19 protein-coding genes and 2 tRNA genes are annotated in these 25,076 nt (G+C 37.8%); 12 read left to right on the plus strand and 9 right to left on the minus strand.

The window, feature by feature from the left end:
* Positions 1 to 5 precede the first annotated feature (5 nt).
* The 4 genes from EGS71_RS19005 to EGS71_RS19020 all read left to right on the plus strand — a co-directional run bounded on the left by EGS71_RS19005 (position 6) and on the right by EGS71_RS19020 (position 5,065).
* Complete coding sequence (locus EGS71_RS19005) at positions 6 to 1,058, plus strand: microcin C ABC transporter permease YejB (protein ID WP_000536097.1); 1,053 nt, start codon at positions 6 to 8, stop codon at positions 1,056 to 1,058.
* Complete coding sequence (locus EGS71_RS19010; RefSeq protein ID WP_000008508.1) at positions 1,058 to 2,068, plus strand: ABC transporter permease; 1,011 nt, start codon at positions 1,058 to 1,060, stop codon at positions 2,066 to 2,068. The genes EGS71_RS19005 and EGS71_RS19010 overlap by 1 nt, the downstream gene beginning before the upstream one ends.
* The gene (locus EGS71_RS19015; protein ID WP_000550792.1) at positions 2,046 to 3,635 is read left to right on the plus strand and encodes an ABC transporter ATP-binding protein; all 1,590 of its coding nucleotides are present in this window, start codon (positions 2,046 to 2,048) and stop codon (positions 3,633 to 3,635) included. Before EGS71_RS19010 ends, EGS71_RS19015 begins: the two co-directional genes overlap by 23 nt.
* 185 nt (positions 3,636 to 3,820) lie before the next feature.
* Complete coding sequence (locus EGS71_RS19020; protein WP_000077957.1) at positions 3,821 to 5,065, plus strand: NADH:flavin oxidoreductase/NADH oxidase family protein; 1,245 nt, start codon at positions 3,821 to 3,823, stop codon at positions 5,063 to 5,065.
* Between the two features lie 58 nt (positions 5,066 to 5,123).
* On the opposite strand, the gene EGS71_RS19025 is transcribed toward EGS71_RS19020, so the two are convergent.
* The 4 genes from EGS71_RS19025 to pyrC form a co-directional block, all read right to left on the minus strand.
* Positions 5,124 to 7,238, minus strand: a complete 2,115-nt coding sequence (locus EGS71_RS19025) for a TonB-dependent siderophore receptor (protein WP_000364478.1) — start codon at positions 7,236 to 7,238, stop codon at positions 5,124 to 5,126.
* A 184-nt stretch (positions 7,239 to 7,422) separates the two neighbouring features.
* A tRNA-Glu gene (locus tag EGS71_RS19030) sits at positions 7,423 to 7,498 on the minus strand.
* An 18-nt stretch (positions 7,499 to 7,516) separates the two neighbouring features.
* Positions 7,517 to 8,179 carry a ribonuclease T gene (gene rnt / locus EGS71_RS19035; protein ID WP_001982681.1) on the minus strand — a complete coding sequence of 221 codons (663 nt, stop codon included), beginning with the start codon at positions 8,177 to 8,179 and terminating at the stop codon, positions 7,517 to 7,519.
* A complete protein-coding gene (pyrC, locus tag EGS71_RS19040) occupies positions 8,164 to 9,198 on the minus strand; it encodes a dihydroorotase (protein ID WP_001084867.1) in 1,035 nt (344 codons plus the stop codon). Before pyrC ends, rnt begins: the two co-directional genes overlap by 16 nt.
* 149 nt (positions 9,199 to 9,347) lie before the next feature.
* On the opposite strand from pyrC, the gene EGS71_RS19045 reads away from it, so the two are divergent.
* On the plus strand, positions 9,348 to 10,610 hold the full coding sequence (locus EGS71_RS19045; RefSeq protein WP_000013374.1) for a diguanylate cyclase: 1,263 nt from the start codon (positions 9,348 to 9,350) through the stop codon (positions 10,608 to 10,610).
* Between the two features lie 59 nt (positions 10,611 to 10,669).
* Here EGS71_RS19045 and argG read toward each other — a convergent pair whose 3' ends face one another.
* Complete coding sequence (gene argG / locus EGS71_RS19050) at positions 10,670 to 12,028, minus strand: argininosuccinate synthase (protein WP_001986427.1); 1,359 nt, start codon at positions 12,026 to 12,028, stop codon at positions 10,670 to 10,672.
* A 207-nt stretch (positions 12,029 to 12,235) separates the two neighbouring features.
* On the minus strand, positions 12,236 to 12,631 hold the full coding sequence (locus EGS71_RS19055) for a hypothetical protein (RefSeq protein ID WP_000952697.1): 396 nt from the start codon (positions 12,629 to 12,631) through the stop codon (positions 12,236 to 12,238).
* 164 nt (positions 12,632 to 12,795) lie between these two features.
* Between EGS71_RS19055 and EGS71_RS19060 the strand changes: the two genes are divergently transcribed.
* From EGS71_RS19060 to EGS71_RS19070, 3 genes are all read left to right on the plus strand, one after another.
* On the plus strand, positions 12,796 to 14,826 hold the full coding sequence (locus EGS71_RS19060; RefSeq protein ID WP_000205083.1) for an NADPH-dependent 2,4-dienoyl-CoA reductase: 2,031 nt from the start codon (positions 12,796 to 12,798) through the stop codon (positions 14,824 to 14,826).
* A gap of 85 nt (positions 14,827 to 14,911) precedes the next feature.
* Positions 14,912 to 15,001, plus strand: a tRNA-Ser gene (locus EGS71_RS19065).
* A 443-nt stretch (positions 15,002 to 15,444) separates the two neighbouring features.
* Positions 15,445 to 16,323, plus strand: a complete 879-nt coding sequence (locus EGS71_RS19070; RefSeq protein WP_000732870.1) for a MetQ/NlpA family ABC transporter substrate-binding protein — start codon at positions 15,445 to 15,447, stop codon at positions 16,321 to 16,323.
* Positions 16,324 to 16,940: 617 nt separating this feature from the next.
* Here EGS71_RS19070 and EGS71_RS22500 read toward each other — a convergent pair.
* Positions 16,941 to 17,081, minus strand: coding sequence for a hypothetical protein (locus EGS71_RS22500; RefSeq protein WP_000504068.1), 141 nt, complete (start codon positions 17,079 to 17,081; stop codon positions 16,941 to 16,943).
* A 46-nt stretch (positions 17,082 to 17,127) separates the two neighbouring features.
* Here EGS71_RS22500 and EGS71_RS22580 point away from each other — a divergent pair, with 46 nt between their 5' ends.
* From EGS71_RS22580 to EGS71_RS19095, 4 genes are all read left to right on the plus strand, one after another.
* Positions 17,128 to 17,691, plus strand: a complete 564-nt coding sequence (locus EGS71_RS22580) for a TetR/AcrR family transcriptional regulator (protein ID WP_001133235.1) — start codon at positions 17,128 to 17,130, stop codon at positions 17,689 to 17,691.
* 369 nt (positions 17,692 to 18,060) lie between these two features.
* Positions 18,061 to 19,800, plus strand: a complete 1,740-nt coding sequence (locus EGS71_RS19085) for an arylsulfatase (RefSeq protein WP_004738569.1) — start codon at positions 18,061 to 18,063, stop codon at positions 19,798 to 19,800.
* Between the two features lie 109 nt (positions 19,801 to 19,909).
* Positions 19,910 to 20,890 (plus strand): formylglycine-generating enzyme family protein, encoded by a 981-nt coding sequence (locus EGS71_RS19090; protein ID WP_001259241.1) that lies wholly within the window; start codon positions 19,910 to 19,912, stop codon positions 20,888 to 20,890.
* Between the two features lie 15 nt (positions 20,891 to 20,905).
* Positions 20,906 to 22,114, plus strand: a complete 1,209-nt coding sequence (locus tag EGS71_RS19095; protein ID WP_001037499.1) for an OprD family outer membrane porin — start codon at positions 20,906 to 20,908, stop codon at positions 22,112 to 22,114.
* A gap of 112 nt (positions 22,115 to 22,226) precedes the next feature.
* Here EGS71_RS19095 and EGS71_RS19100 read toward each other — a convergent pair whose 3' ends face one another.
* Both EGS71_RS19100 and EGS71_RS19105 read right to left on the minus strand, forming a co-directional pair.
* Positions 22,227 to 23,177, minus strand: a complete 951-nt coding sequence (locus EGS71_RS19100) for a LysR family transcriptional regulator (RefSeq protein ID WP_000359628.1) — start codon at positions 23,175 to 23,177, stop codon at positions 22,227 to 22,229.
* 236 nt (positions 23,178 to 23,413) lie between these two features.
* A complete protein-coding gene (locus EGS71_RS19105) occupies positions 23,414 to 24,682 on the minus strand; it encodes an MFS transporter (RefSeq protein ID WP_001053217.1) in 1,269 nt (422 codons plus the stop codon).
* Positions 24,683 to 25,076 lie beyond the last annotated feature (394 nt).

Genomic DNA, 25,076 nt, shown 5'->3' on the forward strand with positions numbered 1-25,076 from the left:
GTTATATGGGTTCATATATTCTAAAGCGACTTCTTTTAATGATTCCAACGTTGTTCATTATTTTATTGATCAACTTTGTGGTCGTGCAAATTGCACCGGGTGGACCAGTTGAACAGGCAATTCATGAAGTAGAAAGTGGCTTAGGAGCAGGGCGTATATTAGGCACTGAAATGTACTATCAAGGTGCTAAAGGTTTAAGCCCCGAAATGGTCGAGCAAATTAAAGCCCAATACGGGTTTGACCATCCTCCAGTAGAACGTTTTTTACTGATGTTAAAAGGCTATTTGACTTTAGACTTTGGACAAAGCTTTTTTAAAGATAAATCAGTGGTTGAGCTGCTCTGGGAAAAAATGCCTGTGTCAATTTCACTTGGGCTATGGAGCACTTTGCTGATTTATCTTATTTCAATTCCACTTGGAATTAAAAAAGCGAAGCAACAAGGGACATGGTTTGATCGTTCCACTTCTTTATTGCTAGTGGTGGGTTATGCAGTACCCAGCTTTGTCTTTGGTATACTACTTATTGTCTTTTTTGCTGGCGGTTCATATTTTCAGTGGTTTCCATTACAAAACCTAGTGTCAGATAATTTTTATCAATTGAGTTGGTTCGGAAAAATTACGGACTATTTATGGCACATGACGTTGCCGCTTATTACCATGGTGTTGGGTGGTTTTGCCAGCCTAACTTATCTAACCAAATATTCATTTTTAGAAGAGCTTAATAAACCTTATGTCTTGGCAGCTTATGCAAAAGGTTTAAATAGTCAACAAGTCTTATATAAACATGTATTCCGTAATGCCATTTTAGTGGTTCTTGTTGGATTGCCGGAAGCTTTAGCAGGCATTTTCTTTGTGGGAAATCTTTTTATTGAAATTATTTTTCACCTAGATGGTGTGGGGTTATTGGGCTTTGAAGCAATTGTTCAGCGAGACTATCCGGTTATTTTTGGCGTATTATTTTTCTTCACGCTGTTTAGTCTGCTTTTACGACTTATTTGCGATGTACTGTATCAATGGATTGATCCGCGTATTCACTTTGACGTACAAGGAGGCAAATAATGTCTTTTATTGTGCGTTCACGACTGCAAAAGTTTAGGCAACATAAATTAGGGTGGGCAAGCTTTATCTTGTTTAGCCTCATTTTAGTGATGTCCTTGGCTGCTGAGCTCATTGCTAACGACAAACCATTGTTGGTGAAATATGAGGACGCTTATTATTTGCCTATCTTTAAAACATATTCCGAAACCACTTTTGGTGGCGTGTTTGAAACAGAAGCAGATTATAAAGATCCCGCTGTACAAGAACTCATTAATCATAAAGGCTGGGCTATTTGGCCCCTCATAAGATTTTCTTACCAGACTCCTAATTTAGATTTAGCTGTACCTGTGCCATCGCCACCTTCTAAGCAGAACTGGTTAGGAACAGATGACCAAGGGCGAGACGTGCTTGCACGTATTCTCTATGGGCTTAGAGTCTCATTACTTTTCGGCTTGGCTTTAACAGGTTGTGCAGCACTACTTGGTATTTTTGTGGGGGCTATACAAGGCTACTATGGTGGCTGGGTTGATTTGTTAGGGCAACGGTTGGTAGAAGTTTGGAATGGTTTACCCATGCTCTTTATGGTCATGATTTTGGTCAGCATGTTTACCCCAAATGTATATTGGCTATTTTTTATTATGCTGTTCTTTAGCTGGACTGTACTTGTGGGAATTGTCCGTGCCGAATTTTTAAAAGCGCGTCAACTTGACTATGTGCGTGCGGCTCAGGCTTTAGGTGTAACTGATAGAGCAATTATCTTTAAGCACATTTTGCCAAATGCCATAAGTTCTAGTCTATCGCAGTTACCTTTTATTTTGACGACTAATATTATTGCTTTAACCGCACTCGATTTCTTGGGCTATGGTTTGCCGCCAGATGCAGCCTCTTTAGGTGAGTTGTTGTTGCAAGGTAAAAATAACTTAGACGCACCGTGGTTGGCTTTATCTGGGTTTTTTAGCTTAGCTTTTGTATTGTCATTATTAATTTATATTGGGGAGGCGGCACGTGATGCATTTGACCCAAGAAAATAACTTAAATGTAGATGCTAGATTGCTAAATATAGAAAACCTTTCAATCTCTACGCAAGATCAGCCTTTATTAGAAGGTCTCAATTTACACTTACAAGCAGGTGATACGCTTGCAATTGTAGGTGAGAGCGGTTCAGGTAAAACAATAAGCTGTTTGGCAATGATGGGATTATTACCAGAAAAATTAAAAACATCTGGTCGTATTATTATTGATTCAAAAAATATTTTAGAAATAGACGAAAAGACGCAAACACATATACGCGGCTGCCAAATTGCCATGATTTTTCAGGAGCCTTCTACGGCTTTAAACCCATTACATCGTGTTGAAAAAATTGTCGGTGAAAATTTTATTTTACAAGGTGGGTCAAAAGCGAAAGCTCAACAGCAGGTAATTCAATTATTAAAAGATGTAGGAATCGCTAATCCAGAGTACATTTTAAAACGTTATCCGCATGAGCTTTCTGGAGGACAAAAACAGCGGGTCATGATTGCAGCTGCGCTAGTTCTTCAACCTAAAATTTTAATTGCAGATGAACCAACTACCGCGCTTGATGTGATTTTACAGACGCAAATTTTAGAATTATTAAAATCTTTGCAAAGCAAATATGGTATGGCACTGATTTTAATTAGCCATGATTTAAATTTGGTACGCCGTTATGCTGATAAGCTGATTGTATTACACAAAGGACAAGTTGTAGAGCAAGGTCAGCTTCAGCAGATCTTTAAAAATCCTGCGTCAATTTATACCCAGCAATTATTAGAACATGACCTTGGTTTCGCTGAGCAACGTTCAACCAGTCATAAGATTTTATCTGTTCAACAACTCAATGTTAAATATCCAATACGACGTGGTTTCTTTAACCGAATTCAGGGTTATACCAATGCGGTTGAAAATGTAAATTTTGAGCTTGCTCAAGGCGAAGCATTAGGCATTGTGGGTGAAAGTGGATCCGGAAAATCTTCATTGGCTTTGGCTCTGGTTCGATTAATTAAAAGTGAGGGACAGATTAACTTTCTAGGGCAAGATATAAACCGCTTAGAACAAAAAGCTTTACGCAAGATCAGGTCAGACTTACAGATTGTTTTCCAAGATCCATTTGGTAGTCTAAACCCACGTATGACGGTAGGGCAGATTGTTGCTGAAGGGTTAAAAGTCAAAGCGATAGCTGATAAAGAAATTAAACAGCAAGTTGAATCAGCTTTGATAAAAGTTGAGTTGGCAGAGGGCTTTCAACATCGCTATCCACATGAACTTTCTGGTGGGCAACGACAACGTGTTGCTTTAGCGAGAGCTTTAGTAGTTCAACCTAAACTTTTAATTTTAGATGAACCAACGTCTGCCTTAGACCGAACCACGCAAAAAGCGATGATTCAATTATTACGACGTTTACAACAAACAGAGCACTTGAGCTATATTTTTATTAGTCATGATTTAAATGTGGTCAAAGCACTGTGTCATAAAGTGATGGTATTACGACATGCAAAAGTTGTGGAATATCAGCCGACTGAGCAGTTATTTAATGCCCCAAAAACTGAATATACCAAGCAGTTAATTGCGGCAAGTTATTAAATTTATTTAATAAGATTCTGTTTTATAATAATAAATTTTATTTAAATTTTTAATGCAAAAAGTTGCATTTTTTTATATTTTTTAAATTTGACATGTGCTATTGTCAGTTATCGATTTCCCCTTGACATGACCTATAACTCATCTAAATTAGAGTAATTGCTCTAAAATATTAAAAGAGGTTAACCATGAGCCAGATTGCACAACCAATCACAATTCGAAATACCACATTTAAAAACCGGATTATTAAAGGTGCAATGAGTGAGGCACTTGCAAACTATGAAGGCCAGCCGAATGACTTACATTTAGGTTTGTATGGTGCATGGGCCAAAGGTGGTTTGGGCTGTGCGATTACTGGAAATGTTATGGTCAATGTAGAGGCCAAAAACGAACCCGGGGTAGTGGTGATTGAAACCGAGCGTGACCTAGAGCGTTTAAAAGAATGGGCAGCAGTCGGTAAACAATATGGGATGGTACAGCTTATCCAATTGTCTCACCCTGGTCGTCAGTGTCCAAAGGGCCTAAATAAAGAAACAGTTGCACCTTCGGCAGTTCCTTTTAGCCCAGCTTTAGCGACGATGTTTGGTACTCCACGCGCTCTTACGCATGAAGAAATTTTGGATATTATTAAACGCTTTGCGAACGCTGCTCGTATTTGTGAAAAGGCAGGTTTTGAAGGGGTACAGTTACATGGCGCACATGGCTATTTAATTAGCCAGTTTTTATCACCATTAACCAATAAACGTACAGACCAGTGGGGTGGTTCAATCGAAAACCGTACTCGCTTTTTACTAGAAGTTTATAAAGCAGTACGTGAAGCAACTTCTGATAATTTTATTATTTCCGTTAAGCTCAACTCTGCCGACTTCCAGCGCGGTGGTATTAGCGAACAAGATGTGATTTCGGTATTTAAAGCAGTTGATGAAGCAGGGATCGACTTAATTGAAATTTCAGGTGGAACTTACGAAGCACCTGCAATGGCTGGTGCCAAAGCTGATAAACGTAAGGCAAGTACTATTGCACGTGAAGCGTATTTCTTAGACTTCGCTGAAAAAATCCGTCAGCATGTAAAATGTAAACTTATGGTGACAGGCGGCTTCCGTACGGTCGAAGGCATGAATGCTGCTTTGGCAAGTGGTGCATGTGATTTTATTGGTATTGCTCGTCCACTTGCAGTTGAAACAGATTTAACAGACCGTTTAATTGCAGGCCAAGACGTTCGTTATGCAGTAAAACCGATTAAAACAGGTTTACCTTTTGTCGATAAAATGGCGATTATGGAAATCATTTGGTATGCAGCACAATTTAAAGCCATTGGGCAGGGTAAAAAGCCAAATCCTAAACTGTCACCTTTAATTGTGTTTTTAAATTATGCCAAGGGTAATATTAAGGCTGTTGTTCAAGGACGCGTGAATTCACGTAAGTCAGCGTAAAAATTTCTTAAAGTAAAGGTACTATTTCTAAGGATGAAATAGTACCTTTATACTCAATTTAGAACGTATAGCTCATACCTAATTGAACGGTACGTGATTCACCCGGATAAGCATATAAATTGAAAGCACTTTCATCATAAACTTTATCAAAAATGTTCTTCACATCTAAGTTAAGACGAAGTTTTGGTGTCGCCTGATAATAAGAAACCAAATCTGTAACTGCATAACCTTTCATGATATAGGTACTATTGGCTGTCTGACCTGCACGTTTATCAATATATTTTTGATTGATGCCTAGACCTAAGCCTTGTAAAGGACCATCCTGAAATTCATAGATATTTAAAAGATTAAAACTATTCTTTGGAATATTGGCTAGAGCTGTTCCTTTTTGCAAAGTATTGTCTTTAGTTACTTCCGCATCTGTATAAGCATATCCACCAATAATTTTCCAAGCTGGTGTAATTTGACCAGCAATATTTAACTCAATGCCACGGCTACGAACTTCGCCAGCAGCGACTTTATAAGCTGAATCAACAGGGTCTAGTGTTAAGACATTTTCTTTATTAGCGTAAAAAATAGCGGAATCAATTGATAACATATTATCAAGTGCTTGCCATTTAAAACCTAACTCGTAAGCCGTACCTTCTTCAGGATCAAAACCTTCTCCGTTACGGCTGGCGCCAGTATTTGGTTTAAAAGATTTTGCAGCATTGCCATAGAGTGAAAGGTCATCACTTGCTTTATAAACTAAGCCTAAACGTGGAATAAATGCATCATGACTGGTATTCCAGTTGGTAGTATTTGGTAATAGGTTTTTGTAATCGTGCTCGTAATGTTCAAATCGTAAGCCTAAGAGTGCACTTAAACGCTCATTTAAGTCGATTTGGTCTTGTACAAAAAGGGCCGTTGTTTTTAAGTTTTCACGGTCATGTGTGGTTACACGATTGAGCTCAGGTAAAGGTTGCCCTAAAACCGGATTATAAATATTAATAGGGTAGCTACCGATATCTCCGCTTGAGCGAATAATGTATGACTTATAATCATAATTTTCATATTCAAGCCCAGTCACTAAAGTATGGGCTAAACCTAAAAGCTGAAAATTACCTGTGAGATTAATTTGGGCATCGGTATCTTGCCATTTTAATTCGCGATAATTGTAATTTCGCCCTAATGTTTCTCCGTCATTTTGAATGCCATTTGCTTCTACTGCATAGCCATGCAATTTGCCATTTAAATATTGCACGCCAGCATTTAGCTTCCAGTCATTCCCAAGGTCATGTTCAACTCGTAATTGAGTCATATTGTTATCATTGTAGAGTCGATTGTAGTATTTACCCGTTTCCCATAAATAGGTTTCTGGTGAGCTATTAAAAGATTTCTGTGTTGGATAACGTGTATGACCACGGTCGAGTGGATGTTGGTTTCTTAAAATATCGGCTTCAAAAGTAACCTTGGTGGCATCAGTAGCTTGCCATTGAATGACTGGTGCAATGCCATAACGTTTAGATTCGACATGGTCACGGTAACTATCACCGCCTTCTGCAATTACACTTAGGCGATAACCAATATTTTCTGCATTTGGGATAGTACCTGTTGTATCGACAGTAGTGCGATATAAACCTTCACTGTTGAGCTGTGCACCTAAAGTGGTTTGTTGCTCAGACTTTGGCGTTTTAGAAATTAAGTTAAACGTACCACCTGGGTCACCACGGCCATATAAGCTAGAAGAGGGACCACGTAAAACATCTACACGTTCAATAGTGTTGCTATCCGGCGCATTTGGATAGCCACGGTTAATTGGAAACCCATTTCGATAAAACTCACCACTGGTAAACCCGCGCACGTTAAAACCAGTTAAACCTTGACCACCAAAGTTATTAGCACGAGTCACGCCACCAGCTAAATCAAGTGCTTCAACTAAGCGAGTTGCACCAATATCTTCAATTACTTTTTGGGTTACTACGCTCACAGATTGCGGGGTATTTTGTAATGCAATTTCACTACGCGTAGCACTACTGGAACTATCCACTTTATAAGTCTGGTCAGATGCCTGTTGGGCTTTAATTTTGATAGTTGCAAGAGTAGTTGAAGAGTTGTTCGTGTCTGCAAAAGCAGCTGGAATACAGCATAGTTGTGCAATACTCAGGGAGAGAAGGCGAAGCTTAAGATCCATTTAAAACCATTTTGATAATAAATATCAGTATAAAAATAAGAATGATTATATTGTAAAACGATGCAAAGGAAATACTGGATCAGTGATATATTTGCACAAGTGTATTTTATTTAGAAATAAAGAAAAAATATAAAAAGAATAAGAAGACAGAACTTAGAGAGAAAAAATTTATATGAAGAGAATATGGCGTCCCTACGGGGATTCGAACCCCGGTTACCGCCGTGAAAGGGCGATGTCCTAGGCCTCTAGACGATAGGGACGTTGAGGATGGCGGTATCTTAAGAAGCCGCCACCAAACTGTCAAGGAGGTAAGGAGACAGTTTGTTCAAAATATAGCAAAACAGTTCAGCAGTCTTTTGAGTATCGTATAAAGCAGAGTGTGCTTCTTTACCATCAAACTCAATTCCAGCTTGAATACATGCTTTTGCAAGTACAGTTTGTCCAAACATTACTGCACTTAAAGTGACCGTATCCATCACTGAAAAACTATGGAACGGGTTTTGGTTTTTTGTACCTGAGCGAGCAATGGCCGCTTGTAAAAAACCAAGGTCAAAATGCGCGTTGTGGCCTACGAGTACTGCATGAGTACAATGTTGCTGTTTACGAACTTCATTGACCGATTTAAAAATACGACGTAAAGCAGTTCTTTCATCTTCAGCCATTGCAATACGCATTGGGTTGAATGGGTCAATACCAATGAAGTCTAGCGAACGGCGGTCGAGGTTAGCCCCTTCAAAAGGGTTAATATGTGCATGAAATGCAGGACCAGGGACAAATTGTCCCTGAGCATCATACACAATCGGAATGCATGCGATTTCTAGCAATGCATCTGTCTGGGCATTAAAACCTGCCGTTTCAACATCGACAACAACAGGTAAGAAGCCACGAAAACGTTGGCCAATGACCGGGACAGAGTTTTCTTGTGTCACACTTTTCTCCATTGCAGCGTTTTCCCGGCATGCAGCGGGATGATTTTTTGATTATCTAAATAATCAAAAGATTCTGGAACGAGGTTATCTTCTTTAACCAAAGTAATGGTAGAAGTATTACGTGGTAGACCGTAGAAGTCCGCACCAAAATGGCTAGCAAAACCTTCTAGACGCTCTAATTTACCGACTTGGTCAAATGCTTGTGCATAAAGCTCAATTGCATTTGGTGCACTATAGCAGCCTGCACATCCACAAGCATTCTCTTTTGCATTTTGTGCATGAGGAGCGCTGTCTGTACCTAAGAAAAATTTAGGATTACCGCTTGTCGCTACTTCAAGTAAAGTCGTTTGATGCGTTTGGCGTTTTAAAATTGGTAAACAGTAGAAGTGCGGTTTAATACCACCGACCAACATATCATTACGGTTAAATAATAAATGTTGTGGAGTGATTGTTGCCGCCACATTACGGTCTTGTTCTAAAACAAAGTGTGCTGCATCACTAGTAGTGATGTGCTCAAGCACAACTTTAAGTTTCGGGAACTGTTTCAATAGAGGTGATAATACCTCATCTAGGAAGCGTTTTTCACGATCAAAAATATCTACATGATTATGAGTTACTTCACCATGAAGCAATAACGGAACTTGATGTTCCTCTAATTGCTCAATGACTGCATAAACTTTACGAATATCACTCACACCATTATCGGAGTTTGTGGTCGCACCAGCAGGATAAAGCTTAATTGCATTTACATGTTCTGATTCTTTAATTTTACGAACTTCATCAGGTGAAGTGTGGTCAGTAAAATAAAGCACCATACGAGGGTCAAAATTATTGCCTTCCGGAACATGAGCAAGAATGCGTTCGCGATAAGCTAAAGCTTCTTCTACTGTTTTTACAGGCGGTACAAGGTTAGGCATACAAATCGCGCGGGCGAATTGTTTAGCCAAATCTGGAACAGTACGTTTTAATGCTAAACCATCACGTAAATGTGCATGCCAATCATCTGGCTGGAGCAGGGTAATAGAGTTCAAGGCAGTTCAAACTTCGAAATAAAACAAATGATAATCGATAAAGTGTGAAAATGGTAACGAGAATTACGGACAAATGGCAAAATAAAGCGCAGGGAGCTTTAAAAAATAATGTTATATTTTGTTAATGCAGAATATGTGGGAATCGACTAGTGGCGAATAGGGGAAATGTACATCAATTACTCAAATCTAAAGAAGAAATCGAGTATTTGGTCACTCTACATACCCATCGTTATGCCAACATGCCTTTGCCCAAGCAACTGGAAAAAAAATTCTGGTGTTTAAATCTTGATCGAACTAGACAGAACATCTCAAAGTTTCTAGCAAGTGGTGTACTCACTTATTTAATTTTTATTTTATTGGCCCTGCCGACCGACTATTTAGTGATTGGGGTACCTTATATTACTTTGGACTTTATTCATTGTTTACTTAGTGCAATGAATATTGCACTTGCCCTGTTATTGTTCTGGGTTTTTGCCAAATTTACAAAACTCTCCGAGCACTTTTATTTAGCTGCATGTGGCATTGTATTTTTAACCATTATTATTAATGCGATGTTATTGCTTAGTGTCGGAAATATGGCGCTTAAGAACCAGTCTATGTTGCTTCTTTCATTTTTATATATGCTCGGGTTTATATTAAGCGGTATTAAACCTTTGCATATGCTTTGTGTTGGTTTATTGGCAGCATTTTTAGTTTTTGCTTTTCTTATTTTGTTAGATGTAAATTGTGACTATATTGCGTTGGGCCGTGCTTTGTTCGGTAGTTGTATTTTAGGTTTCTCGATTAGCAGTATGCTCATCTCAAGAGAAAGAAGCCTGTTTTTAAATAACCAGCTTGCTGAAATTAATGAGCAGATCTTACGGATTGAGGCATCGGAGTTATTACATTTAAGCCAGCAGGATGCCCTGACTCAAATTTCGAATCGACGTACATTTGATGAGATGTTTGATTTTTTCTACTACCGAGCAAATCAGGAGAAGCGTCCTTTAGCTGTTTTATTTATTGATATTGATTTTTTTAAAAACTATAACGATTTTTACGGGCACCAGATGGGAGATAAAGTCATCTCTAGCATTGCCGCAGCAATTAAAAACTCAATTCGTCATGTCGACTTTGTTGCGCGTTATGGGGGCGAGGAGTTCGTTGTACTTTTACCTGAAACACCTGCACAGGGTGCTTATTCAGTGGCTGCAAATATCTATAAAGCCATTGAGCGGCAAGCGATTCCTCATGCAGCTTCTTTAGTGTCGAAGTATGTCACTATCAGTTTAGGGTTTACCGTATATACGGGTGGGCTAAAGATGGGACAAGATAGGCTTATTCATGCGGCAGATCAGGCTTTATATCGGGCAAAACAGCTTGGCCGTAATCAAATTTATTATCAGCCATTACAAGTCGCCGAAATTGCCTAACTTAACTTTAAGTATAAAAAAGCCACCTATTGAGGTGGCTTTTTTGACGTTATAAGAAATTATTTTTTCTTATTGTCTAATTGAGGTACAGCAGAACCTTGACCGATTGAAAGCAAGCCAGCATCTGTATAGATGCCTAGTTTTGCACGTGTATCGGTAATGTCGAGGTTACGCATAGTCAACTGACCAATGCGGTCCATTGGCGTAAACATTGAATCACCTTTTTCCATTGTTAAACGTTCAGCTTCGTACGTTAAGTTTGGAGATTCAGTGTTCATGATGGTGTAGTCATTACCACGACGAAGTTCAAGTGTTACTTCACCAGTAATCGCTTTAGCTACCCAACGCTGTGCAGTTTCACGCAACATAAGCGCTTGTGAGTCGAACCAACGGCCTTGGTAAAGTAAACGGCCTAAACGTAAACCGTTAATGCGGTATTGTTCGATCGTATCTTCGTTGTGAATACCAGTAACCAAACGCTCGTAAGCAATATGAAGAAGGGCCATACCCGGTGCTTCATAGATACCACGAGATTTCGCTTCGATAATACGGTTTTCGATTTGGTCAGACATACCTAAACCATGACGGCCACCAATACGGTTTGCTTCAAGAATAAGCTCAACCGGATTGTCAAAACGCTGACCATTTAATGCAACAGGTACACCTTCTTCAAAACGTACAGTCACTTCTTCTGGTTTGATTTCAACTTCTTCTTTCCAGAAAGCAACGCCCATGATTGGGTCAACGATTTTGATACCTGCATTTAGGTATTCAAGATCTTTTGCTTCGTGAGTTGCGCCCAACATGTTTGAGTCAGTTGAGTACGCTTTTTCTTTTGACATTTTGTAGTCAAAACCGTTGTCGATGAGGAACTGTGACATTTCTGCACGGCCACCAAGCTCATCAATAAAGTTTTGATCTAACCACGGCTTGTAAATTTTAAGATTTGGGTTGGTCAACAAACCATAACGATAGAAACGTTCAATATCGTTACCTTTATAAGTTGAACCATCACCCCAGATGTTTACGTCATCTTCTTTCATGGCAGTAACGAGCATAGTACCTGTTACTGCACGACCGAGTGGAGTCGTATTGAAATAAGGAACACCACCTGTACTGATATGGAATGCACCACACTGAATTGCAGCAATACCTTCAAGCGCCAATTGTAAGCGGCAGTCAATTAAGCGAGCTTTTACAGCGCCGTATTGTTCTGCTTTCTTTGGAATTGCATCGTAGTCATCTTCATCTGGCTGGCCTAAGTTTGCAGTATATGCATAAGGCTCAGCGCCTTTTTGTTTCATCCACAATAAAGCAGCTGAAGTGTCTAGACCACCGGAGAAGGCAATCCCAACTTTTTTGCCTACTGGTACATGCTGCAAGATAGTTGCATTATCAGTCATTGCTAATCCTAACATTTATTAGTAAAGATACCGAATAGGGCATCTTGAGAATAAAAAATCGGAACTATTGTAACACTTTTAGTGCAGTAAAGTTTTGTAAAATCGAGTTGATCGTGGTGAAAATTAAAATTTTTATAAGTCTTGGTATTTTTTTCTATTTGGGTGATCTATTGAAATGATGAGTCAAAATAGATGGATGGATTTTTCATATTAGAGATACATCTATTTTGAACGTTGTTGGATAAATGTTTTGAAATCGTGAGGATTAACAGGTTCAACTTTCGTGGGAATAACACTTTCTGATGATAGCCATTGCATATGGTCAATTTTTATGAAGTTCTCTGAAGGAAGTGTATATAAATAACCAATACGATCCCAATTGACACTACATTGGTAAAGTTCAACATAGACGAAGTCATCCTTAAATTTAATACTGAAGCGGGCGTCATTGGATAGGCCGAGATATTCAATTGCAAATAATTGCGCAATTCTTTTATCTTCAACGGCATATATACCAATGGCATTGTCCATTTCTCCATCGCCTATGGCTTGTTTTGGCTCAAGATATTCTCGATAGCTTGTAGAGCCATGAAATAAGTATTTAGGCCTAGATAGCATATTGTTTTGTTAGCTTCCAAGATTTGAGTGTTATATCAATTATATAATCTGACTATATTCTAATATTGACGTATTTGACTACATTTTAGTGAAAATGTGTCAACCACTCCAATAACAAATCAAAGTACTATGCAACAAGTTGCAGAAAAATATTGGGACGCAGCATGACAAGTTACGCCAATTTATTAAAACCATTACATTTGGGCTTCACAACCATTAAAAACCGTGTGGTCATGGGATCTATGCATACGGGGCTTGAAGACCGCTTTTTTAACTACCCAAAACTGGCAGCTTATTTTGAAGAGCGTGCCAAAGGTGGAGTTGGTTTGATTGTGACTGGCGGTATTTCTCCGAACCGTCAAGGATGGTTGGCTCCGGCTGGCGGAACCATGAATAGCTTATTTGATATTCCGCAGCACCGTTTGGTGACTCATGCCGTCCATAAGCATGGTTCAAAAATTCTGATGCAAATATTGCATGCGGGACGCTATGGTTACCAGCCATTTGTAGTATCTTCGAGTGCAATAAAATCACCGATTTCACCATTTAAGCCACGTCAACTTTCTGAAAAAAATATTCTCAGCACAATAGAAGATTACGCACAGTGCGCTGACATTGCTAAAAAAGCAGGTTATGACGGCGTCGAAATTATGGGGTCAGAAGGATATCTGATTAACCAGTTTTTAAGTCGCCATGTAAACCAGCGTACAGACCGTTGGGGTGGTGAAATTGAAAACCGTATGCGTTTTCCAGTTGAAATTGTCAAAGCGATCCGCGCAAAAGTTGGCGAAAAATTTATTATCTGTTTCCGTTTATCGTTGCTCGACCTTGTGCATGACGGTAACACCATGCAAGAAGTGGTTACGGTTGCGAAAGCTTTAGAAAAAGCGGGTGTCACTTTATTAAATACGGGTATTGGTTGGCATGAAGCACGTGTGCCGACTATTGTCACTTCTGTGCCTCGTGCCGCGTTTGTCGATTATACGGCTCATGTAAAACAACATATTTCAATTCCAATCATTGCTTCTAACCGTATTAATATGCCTGAAACTGCTGAAGAGATTTTGGCAACTGGCAAAGCAGATATGATTCAAATGGCTCGCCCTTTATTAGCGGATGCTTTTTGGGTAAATAAAACTGCGACCAATCGTGTAGATGAAATTAATACGTGTATTGCCTGTAACCAAGCATGTTTAGATCATGCATTTAAAAATAAGCGTGTATCTTGTTTAGTAAACCCACGTGCAGGCCATGAAACTGAATTGGTTTATTTAAAAACCAAACAACCAAAGCGTATCGCCGTTGTAGGTGGTGGTGTAGCCGGTATGTCTGCTGCAACTGTTGCTGCACGTCGCGGTCATGCAGTGACCCTGTTTGAAGCCAATGCAGATGTAGGTGGTCAGTTTAACTTTGCAAAGGTTGTGCCGGGTAAAGAAGAATTTCACGAAACGATTCGCTACTTTAAAGTACAACTTCAAAAAACTGGGGTAGATGTTCGTTTAAATACTCGTGTTAATCGTGAACAACTTGAACGTGAAGGTTTTGATGAGGTGATTGTGGCGACTGGAGTCGTGCCGCGCGCATTAAAGATTGAAGGAAGTAATTCACCTCAAGTCCTTTCTTATGCTCAAGTTTTACAGGGTGCTGAAGTTGGACGAAAGGTTGCAGTGATTGGGGCAGGTGGTATTGGTTTCGATGTCTCAGAATTTTTACTTAAACCACCACATCAACCACAGCCTCAACCTTTAGCCGAGTGGCAACGTGAGTGGGGGGTAGACCCAGATCCAAATTATGTTTCGGAAGGTGGTATGCAACCACCAGTAGTTGAGCCAGCAATAAGAGAAATTTATTTACTGCAACGTAAAACAACCCCACTCGGTATTGGTCTTGGCAAGACTTCGGGGTGGGTACATCGTGCTCAGCTTAAAAAGCACGGTGTACGCATGCTTCGTGGCGTGCAATATAAAGCAGTTACCGATGAAGGGCTTTGGATTGAGCATAATGGTCAGGACCAGCTTTTACGTGTAGATACCGTTGTAGTGTGTGCGGGGCAAGAGTCGGTAAAAGACTTGATGCCAAAAGAAGGGGAGTCGACTATAGCGAACTACCATATTATTGGTGGTGCAAAGCTCGCAGCAGAGCTAGATGCGAAGCGTGCGATTAAAGAAGGAGCAGAATTGGCTGCCCAACTGTAAAATTGATGAAACAATATGCACTTGAACACAAAGCGATGATTTTTTTCTTGAATAAAATGAATAAGCTTTGTATTCTTACGCACATGGAAGCGTGGCAGAGCGGTTTAATGCACCGGTCTTGAAAACCGACGAGGGTGTGAGTCCTCCGTGAGTTCGAATCTCACCGCTTCCGCCAAATTCTAAAAGCCCCTGTTAAAAGCAGGGGCTTTTTTTATGCTTAAAATAAAAATTACAACTTCATTTAGCTTAAATCTTGCTAATAAATGCCAAAAATTTCATATAAATCAAGCGAGTATATATTTTAATCAAAATTACTATCTTTATATAATATGTTTTTTGTTTTCAATATCTTAGCAATAAGAGGCCTATATATCAGAATCGAACAAGTTATTTGTAGAATATTCATTTATTGATATATGATGAGGCCATATTTAGAAACTGATTCAAAACATAATTCTATTGTTCAGCGTGCAAATTCACGGAAGGAATGATGCTGAAATCAGGCTTCTAAACCCTATATCTGGAAATTATATCCAGCCAAATATTGCATTTCGACCCAATGGTTGGAAATGTCTCTCTCTGATTTAGGGGAGGCGTTTCCTATTTTAGGATATATTTATGAAAAAATTATTTAGCGTACTGTTCAGTGCCTCTGTACTGACACTTACTGCATGTAATAAACAGCCTGCACAAACTGAAAATACAGCAGCAGCCAAAGATAAAACTGAGTCGGTTCGTACAATTAAATTGGTTTCAACAGGTTCTGATACGGACGTATGGAAATACGTGGCAACACTTCCTGAAACTGCTCAAGCGGGTATTAAACTCGAAGTAACCAATTTGACTGACTATGTTGTGCTCAATACGTCTGTAGCAAGTGGCGAACAAGATGTAAATGCGTTCCAGTCATTCAACTATTTGGCAGCTTATAATGCTTCAAATAAAGCTAAAGTTGCTGCTGTTGCGACAACTTACTTGGAACCAATGGGTATTTATGCAAATAAAGTTAAAACCGTTGATGAGTTCCCGCAAGGCGCTACCATTGCAATTCCAAACGATACTGCTAACGAAGCTCGTGCATTAACATTATTGCAGTCTGCTAAATTAATTAAACTTAAACCAGGTTTTGACCCTGTAAAAGGGACAGTGAATGATATTGCTGAAAACCCTAAAAACTTACAATTAAAACCTATTCAAATGACAACCGCAGTTCGTGTTAAAAACGATGTAGATGCGATTGTACTGGGTAATACATTGGCACTTGAGGGTGGCCTCAATGTAATGAAAGACGCAATCTTCCGTGAGCCAATCGATCAGTCTACTAAGCTTTATGTCAATTTATTAGGTGTTGCTGAAGCGAACAAAAATGACCCGATCTATACGAAGCTTGGTGAACTTTACCACTTACCTAAAGTACAAAAGTTTGTAAATGAAAAATTTGGCGGCACAAAAGTTGAAGTGAACAAGCCTGTTTCTGAATTTGCAGACATCAAATAAGTAATTTTTTAATTAAAATTATTTTTTAAAGCTAAGTCGCGGTTATCGTGGCTTAGCTTTATTTTATTTGGAATAATGCCATTTTCTTCCTCCGTATATGTATCTAGAAATTTTTTCACCCAACACTATTTAAATGCATTAACGCTTTCTATAGGAATTCCTCTTTAATAGGAGGATCGAATATTGAGTCTTTATTATCTAGTGTTCATTCTCTTTATAAATCCTACTTTAACAATAACTTGTTAATTATTTATCCTTACTTTTTAATGATCTAATTTAAATCAAATGTCATTTTGTGTGCTTGACTACAAGAGGGTGGAATACTATTCTTCGCATGCTGGCCACATTGCCAGCCGGTTGTCGCAGACCGGGAAAACAAAGTCGATATGCAAAATTCTTGTTTTGTGTGTCGGGAACTCGTTCGCCCCCTTTTTCTCTACGGTAGGGCGGAAGGGGGACACCTCTGGTGTGCTGGTTCCTTTGTTTCCAGTCTGCGAACCCCCTTTCGTTCTGCCACCATAATTTAAATATTTTGGCAGAACTCCCAATAAAAAGGAGTTGGCTTTGCACATCCACTATTTTTTGGCAGCCTTTGCCAAAAGCTATAACGACACAACTTAACAATTTAAAGCAGCTTGATAGCCTGTAGGGTTTTCATGCTTTAAGTCATTACGGCTCAAAAAACTTGCATCAACAATAAAACTTGAGATGTGCCAAGCACAGTCTTTATGGCTTTGATGTGCCTTTTTTTCTCCCAAAAAAGTATCTCATTTAGAAACAACAAGAATTTATAACGGTAAAACTATGCCAAATTTAGTTCTCCCAACACGTGCCTTATACGTTGTAAATAAAGCAATTGATCTGTTTCATCACCGTGGGTTCCACCTTATTGGGGTCGACAGAATAGTGAAAGAATCAGAGATTACTAAAGCGACTTTTTATAATTATTTTCACTCTAAAGAACGACTCATTGAAATTTGCCTGATGGTGCAAAAAGAAAAGCTCCAGGAACAAGTAGTCGCAATGGTCGAATATGACTTAAACACTCTTGTAATAGATAAACTCAAAAAGCTTTACTTTCTACATACCGATTTAGAAGGGCCGTATTACTTATTATTTAAAGCCGTTTTTGAAATTAAAAATAGCTATCCCAACGCTTATCAATCCGCAGTGCGCTATAGAACATGGCTAAAAAATGAAATTTATAGCCAGCTTAGAACCCTAAAAACCGATGTCTCTTTTACCGATGCCAAACTATTTTTATATATGGTGGAAGGCACAATCATTCAGCTTTTAAGTTCTGGCAGGGTAAGCGAGAGGGAGAGTGTGTTTGAATATTTTTTACGAGGACTAACTTCATGCAAATAAAAAGTTTTGGGTGCATTGGTTGTAACTAAACACGGTGTAATGGAGAGGTGTTATTATTGCAAATATATGTTTATCAAAATATTTGCAATAATTTAGAAGTGAAAGAAACAATTTTTTAAGACTAGGTGTATATAAAAAGACAAATTTTTGAATATTTTTTAATTGTTGAGTCTATAAGCTTATATAAGAACAAAAAATATTTTTATAAGGGCTCTACAAAGATTCTTTAGTTTTTCTTAAAAATATTTGTTCGAAATATAAGAACTCTCAATTTGCATATTTGATTGTATTCATTTGAGTATATAAATGTATATTTCCTAGATGCAAGGATTTATTGCAGAAAATAAAACTGTTCATAAGGATTTTGTTATGGTTAGAAAAAAACTGACAATCGCATCATTATTTATACCAACGATGCTATGTGCAGCTTTGGCTAATGCGACCGATACTGTTAGGAAACCTAATGTATTAGTGATTGTTGCAGATGATTTGGGTTTTTCTGATACAGAGCCTTTTGGGAGTGAAATACGAACTCCTAATATTAATAAGCTCGCTAAAGAAGGCGCTATTCTAACTAATTTTCATGCAGGTCCAACATGTTCAGTAACTCGTTCCATGCTTTTGACGGGCAATGATAGCCATCAAGCCGGATTTGGAACCATGGCTGAGTATTTGCAGCCTGAACAAAAAGGTAAACCTGGTTATGAAGGTCGCTTAAATAAAAGAGTAATTACTTTAGCTGAAATTTTAAAAACTCAAGGATATGCTTCATTTGTAGCAGGTAAATGGCATTTAGGCTCCACTGAAGACAGTAATGCAAAAGCTCGAGGTTTTGATCGCTCATTTACACTAATGCCAGGTGGTGCTGCACATATGGATGCAAGCCAAATGTTCCCTGGTAATTATAAAGCCCGCTATCTTGAAGATGGTAAAGATATAAATTTACCTAAAGATTTTTATTCAAGTGATTTTTTTACAACTAAAATGATTTCCTATATGGAAAATGATCGAAAAAAAGGACAACCTTTTTTTGGATATTTGGCTTTCACCGCACCACATTGGCCGTTACAAGCACCTGATCAGTATTTGAAAAAATATGAAGGGCATTATAAAGAAGGGTATGAAAAAATTCGCCAAGCTCGTTTAGAGCGTATGATTAAGCTTGGAATTATGCCAAAGGGAACAAAAATTAATAATCCATTAATGGATGTTTTCCCTGCATGGGAGCAGTTAACAGAAAGCCAAAAACAAGATCAAATAAAAACAATGCAAATTTATGCAGCAATGATCGATAATCTTGATCACAATATTGGGCGTGTAATTGATTACTTAAAGCGTAGTGGAGAGTTAGATAATACGCTTATTTTATTTATGTCTGACAATGGCGCTGAGTCTGCTACTCCTGAATCGTTGGGGACAACTGAGGATAAGAATGGTATCCGAGAGTGGGTAAATGCTACATTTGATAACAGCCCTAAAAACATGGGACGTAAGGGTTCGTATGTAACATTAGGACCTCAATGGGCACAAGTTGCTTCAACACCGCTTCCATATTTTAAAAGCTTCTTGGCGAATGGGGGAATTCATGTCCCAGCCATAATTCGTTATCCAGCTAAAGTTAAAGCTGGGCAGATTAATAGTGAAACACTGCATGTTATGGATTTCGTACCTTCAGTTTTAGATCTTACAAATACTAAACGCCCAGAAAATTTTGAAGGAAATCCAATTTTAAAGTTAGAAGGTCGTTCATTCTTACCTATTTTTAGCGGGAAAAAATTACCAGAAAGAACGTTAGGATGGGAATTTAACACACGCCGTGCTCTTTATAAGGGAGATTGGGCTATTCAGTATCAGGCTCCTCCTTACGGTACAGGACAATGGGAGTTATATAACCGTAAAACTGATCCTTCTTACCGTATTAATTTGGCACTTAAAAAACCAGAAAAAGTAAAGGAACTAGCAGCAGATTGGGATGTATATGCCAAACGTGTAGGTGTAACTGAAGCTCCTGTACGTTATAAATATGGTCAAATGAATTGTTTTTATGATAAATGCATTCAACCTGAATTTTTAAAACAAGTAGCTAATCAGTCAACTACTGCTCACTAAGGAATTATCTGATTTTGGGGATTTTAAATATGAGCTTATTCATTTGAGTAAGCTCAGTTGATTCTCGAAATATAATATTTATTGGTTTGAATCTCAAAAGGAAATTGGTATGAGAACTATTCAATGTGTAGTGGTTTTTGCCTGTATTTTGGGAGTCACAGGATGTAGTAAGCCTTCCAAAAAGCAAATTCGGGGACCTAAGTTACAACAATTAGGAAGTTTAAATAAATGTAAAGAGTATTCAGGTCTACCTGTTAACTGGCAAAAAGATGCCTATGCTGGGATGGTAAAAATACCTAGTGGGACTTTTAAGATTGGAAACAATAATAGTTATCCTGAAGAAAAAGCACTCTATAAAAGTGATCGTACAATTAAAGAATTCTGGATTGATGCGACTGAGGTGACAAATGCACAATTTCAAAGTTTTGTAAAAGCTACAGGGTATTTAACGGAAGCGGAGTCACAAGGAGAAGCTGCCGTATTTACTCCTCCAAAAGAACAAGTTGCTGAACTGGCTTGGTGGTCTTTGATGAAAGGGGCAAATTGGCGACATCCTTGGGGACCAGATGCTACACGGCAGATTCTTCCTAATGAGCCTGTCCGCATGATTACATTGAAAGATGCAATGGCCTATGCCGATTGGTTAGGAAGAGACTTACCTACTGAAGAACAATGGGAATATGCAGCTAAAGGCTTCAGTAAAGAGCGGGATATTAGTGCAAATCTTGAGCATATAGATGCAAATGTTTGGGAAGGGCAATTCCCTTATCAAAATGAAAATAAAGATGGATTTGAGGATGTCGCACCAGTAGGTTGTTTTCCATCAAATGGATTTGGTCTATATGACATGATCGGTAATGTATGGGAGTACACAAGTAGTCCATTTACAGGGACTCATGATGACCATATGGGAGAGCAACAATTACACACGGGTCATCCTCAAGTTTTTAACAGTTATACGATAAAGGGTGGCTCATTTTTATGTGCCTCTAATTATTGTATGCGCTATCGAGCATCAGCGCGCCATTCACAAGAGGCAGATTTAGGAATCAGTCATGTAGGATTCAGGACTGTAAAAAATATTAAATAAATTAATGGATTAAAAATGAATAAACTTATTTATATTGTGCCATGTCTTTTGGTCATGGCGGCAAAGGTTAATGTCGTCTTTGCAAAAGACATAAACGTAGATTTAACATTTAAAAATCTTTATGCAGATCGGGATTATAACGATGACAGTAAGCCTTCGATTGGAAGCTGGAGTCAGGGAGTAATTGCTCGAGCAAGTACTAAGCAGAACTTAACTCAAGATACAAATTTATTAATAACAGGATCCTTGCAGTATGCACAGCGTTTAAGTAGTGATAATCATTTAAATGATTTAATCTTGCCTTTCGATAAAGACTCTCAAAAGCAAGCTTCAAGTTATAACAAAATTGCAGGATCAATTGGCTTTCAGCATAAACAACATAAGTTAAGTTGGGGAGAGCAATGGGTTGATACGCCTCTTGCTACTACGGATTATAGTCGCCAACTAATAACGATCTATCAAGGAGTTTTATACTCAGGGCAGATTAATAAAGATTTAAGTATAGATATTGGTCATTTAAATAGATATTCAGTAAGAAATGAGGAAAAATTTAAAAAATTATCTGTAAAAAATCATGCATCAGATGGTTTAACATATATCGATCTAAAACATAAATCTTTTCAAGGAAAACTTGATACACAGTTATTTGTGAGCGAGCTAGAAGATTTATATGATCAGTATTCATTGGGGCTAAATTTAAAAGAAGATTTTGATCAATTTAGATTAAAAACTAAATTCCGTTATTACTATACAGAAGAGACCGGACGTCAATTATTAGGAAAAATTGATAATCAATATTTTGGTTTGATGCAAGAGATTGGGTATGGACCAAATACTTTCGGTATAGGGGTTCAAAAAATTGGAGGGAATACTGATTTTCCTATGTTAGATGGGGCTGTTCCTGTTCTTAGTTATATTAATTGGACGCAAGGCACTTTCAATAAAGCTAATGAGCTTTCATACCACTTCACTTTTAATCATGATGCTGGCTGGTTAATGCCTGGTTTGAGCTTTTTACTTCGTTACGTTGATGGGAAAAATTATCTAATTAATAATGAAAAAGGATTTGATGAAAGTGAATTTGATTTCATTATGAATTACAAAATAAAAGAAGGAAAATTCAAAGGGCTTGGCCTGCAATGGCTTAACTTAAATTATAAAAATGATATTGGAGGGGACTATATGGAAAACCGGATTATTACCTCATACACGCTTAACTTTTAAGAAGTAAATAAAGATAATTTCAGTTCTTTTTTACACCATGAATAGTATATTTGAAGAGCTGTCTGGTTGAGGCAGTTCTTTTCTTAATTGAAGTAATGAGGGTAAAGATTAATTATTGAAACAGCTTAACCATAGGTGATAAATATCCCTTTTCGATGAGCTGTTGATCCCACTCAGGTACTAGATCAAGTTTTTCAACTAGAAAATCAATCATGCAACGAATCTTGGTTAAATTTCTAGAGTTTGAAGGGAATACTGCTCTTAATCCATAATTAGGCAGTGGGTAGTCTATAAGTACAGGAGTCAGTTTTTTATCTAAAAGGCTCTCTCGAGCCACAATTGTTGGTAAGCAAACGATTCCTCCTCCTGTTAATGCAAAATCATGTAATAAATGAATTGAGCTTGATGAAACCCTTGCGTGAATAGAGAATTCATGGAATCTATTATTGATCATAAATTTGATCTTATTTCTTTCAGGGTATCCCGAATAATAGCCTAATTCAAATTGCTGAAGCTGCTGTGGGCTTTGGGGTTGACCATGTTTTTCGATAAATTCTGGTGAAGCACACATTACACGGTTTATATTAAAAATTTTTCTCTCAATTAGACTTTCACCTTTTGGGGGAAACATCTGAAAAGCGATATCAAATCCAGAAGAAATTGGATCAATGACTTTATCATATACAACAATATCTAATTCAATATCTCTGTATTGTGTAGTGAATTGAGATAAAAGTTTACTGAAATAGCTTAAAGCAAAACCTGGTGCCATATAAATACGTAAGCGACCATGTAACTCATTTTTTGCATGTGACATCTCATCGGCTAGTTGCTCGAAACGACTAATTAGCTCTACACATTCAGGATAATACTTTTCACCAATAGCTGATAATCTTACTGATCGTGTACTACGATGAAATAATGGTGCATCTACAAATTTTTCAAGCTGCTGAATACGTGTACTTATCACTGAGCGTGTAACACCAAGAGATTCTGCGGCCTGAATAAAACTTCCACTTTGTGCGACTCTCACAAAGGCTTCCATACATTGTAATTTATCCATGAGTTAATCCATCAACTATGAAAATAAAGGTATTGATTTTATACCCGATGAAATTTACAGATTTACTTAAATTACCTAAATAATCAGTTATACATTTAGAAAAATTAAAGCATGCCTGATATGCAAGCAAAAGGTATCAATGACAGGTTTGCTAAAAGTTTGAAAAGTTATATATTTTTTAACATGATAGAGTAGAAAAAGCACTCCTTAAGAATGCTTTTAATAAAAGATGTAAACTATTCTTGAGTTGGCTCAATTTCAAATGCTTGGATATTTTGTACTTTACGCGGAGCTGTTTCAAGAATAAAGAAACTAATAAACATACCTATAATTGCTCCTATTAAACTTAGATAGAAAATATTTTGAATACCATAGTTTTCAGCAATTATTCCTGAAATTACTGGAGCAACACCTCCACCAAATATTTCACCAGCGCCAACAACAAGGCCAATTGCAGATGCAACTAAGCCTACAGGGGCAGATTCAGCAGCTAATGGACCTGAAAGTAAAGCAATTAGACCTAAGCTAAAAAATGAGACTACAAACAGTAATCCAAATAGAACAGATAAGGATGCTGAAGCATTCGCAAATAAATAAATGAAAATAGCTGAACCTAGAAATCCTAAAATAGAAGCCATACGGCGACCAATCCAGTCAGAAAGCGCAGGAACAAGAAATTGACCCAAGAAACCACCAAATCCAATTGCAGAAACAATTATCCCCATATCTTGTGGATTCATTTTTAAAAAGTTTTCAAGATATAGAGGGACCATTGCACTAATCACGAAAACACAGGACATTGTACAAAAGAGACCGATCATGCTTAGCAAAATATTACGTGTCTTTAATAATTCCATCCAATTAACTTTTACATGAGCTTCAGTATTTTTCTGAGCAATTAATAATTGTCCCCCTTGAGTATTTTGAGGTTCTCTTAATACAAAGAAAAGACAAGCAGCTAAAATGAATCCAGGAATTGCAACTACCCAAAATACCTCGCGCCAAGATGGTACGATTAAAAGTAGTTGAGTTGCGATAAGTGGTCCTAGGCCTAGACCAAATAAGGCAAAACCACTTTGCTGCAATCCTTGTAATGCTCCACGGCGTGAAGGTTTTGCTGCTACAGCTGTTGCTGCAAAACTAGTCGGACAAAATGCTCCTTCTGAAATTCCCATCAATGCTCGGATCAATATTAAGCTCGTAAGTCCCATTGCTGAACCAGAAAAACCAGAAGCTAAAGAAAAGACAAGTAGTGATACTATTAAGATTTTACGATGACCAATTTTATCTGAGAGACTACCAGCAAAAATTGCAAAAACACCCCATGTGATACCTAATGCTCCAAATATCAGACCAACGTCCTGATAGCTTAAAGAGAGGTCTCTCATAATTGAAGGTAGTAATGGTGCAATAATCCATCTATCTAATCCTACAAGTCCAAAACCAAGAGTGAGAAGAAGTACAATTTTCCATTCATAGGAAGTATCCCATTTTTGTAGATTCATCTTAATATCCTTTTAAATGAATTTTAAAAAAGAAAGTTAAATCAATTAAATATGATAATTTTCTACTTTCAATTCCAGTGAGTAGTGGATGTAAATAGTTTTTACTACGATAGCCTTTGCTCTTCTCGTAAAAAAATTATGAGAGCACATAACTTATGTACTTCATCCGAACGTTTTTTATTCAAGTGCAAAGTATGCTGAGCTGTCAATGTGACTAAAACAGAGGATTGTTATAGAAAGTATTTGTAAGATTTTGTTTTTTATATTTATTTTTTTAATTGTTCGCAGATTGCAAACATTCATGTTGCTGCTTTCTTCATTGTCTTCAACAAGGGATTGGCGTAATTTCAAACTGTCGAGGAAAGACCATACACGAAGAATTTCAGTAAGGAAT

Origin of the sequence: Acinetobacter sp. FDAARGOS_559, assembly GCF_003940475.1 — a bacterium.
Classification (GTDB): Bacteria; Pseudomonadota; Gammaproteobacteria; order Pseudomonadales; family Moraxellaceae; genus Acinetobacter; species Acinetobacter baumannii.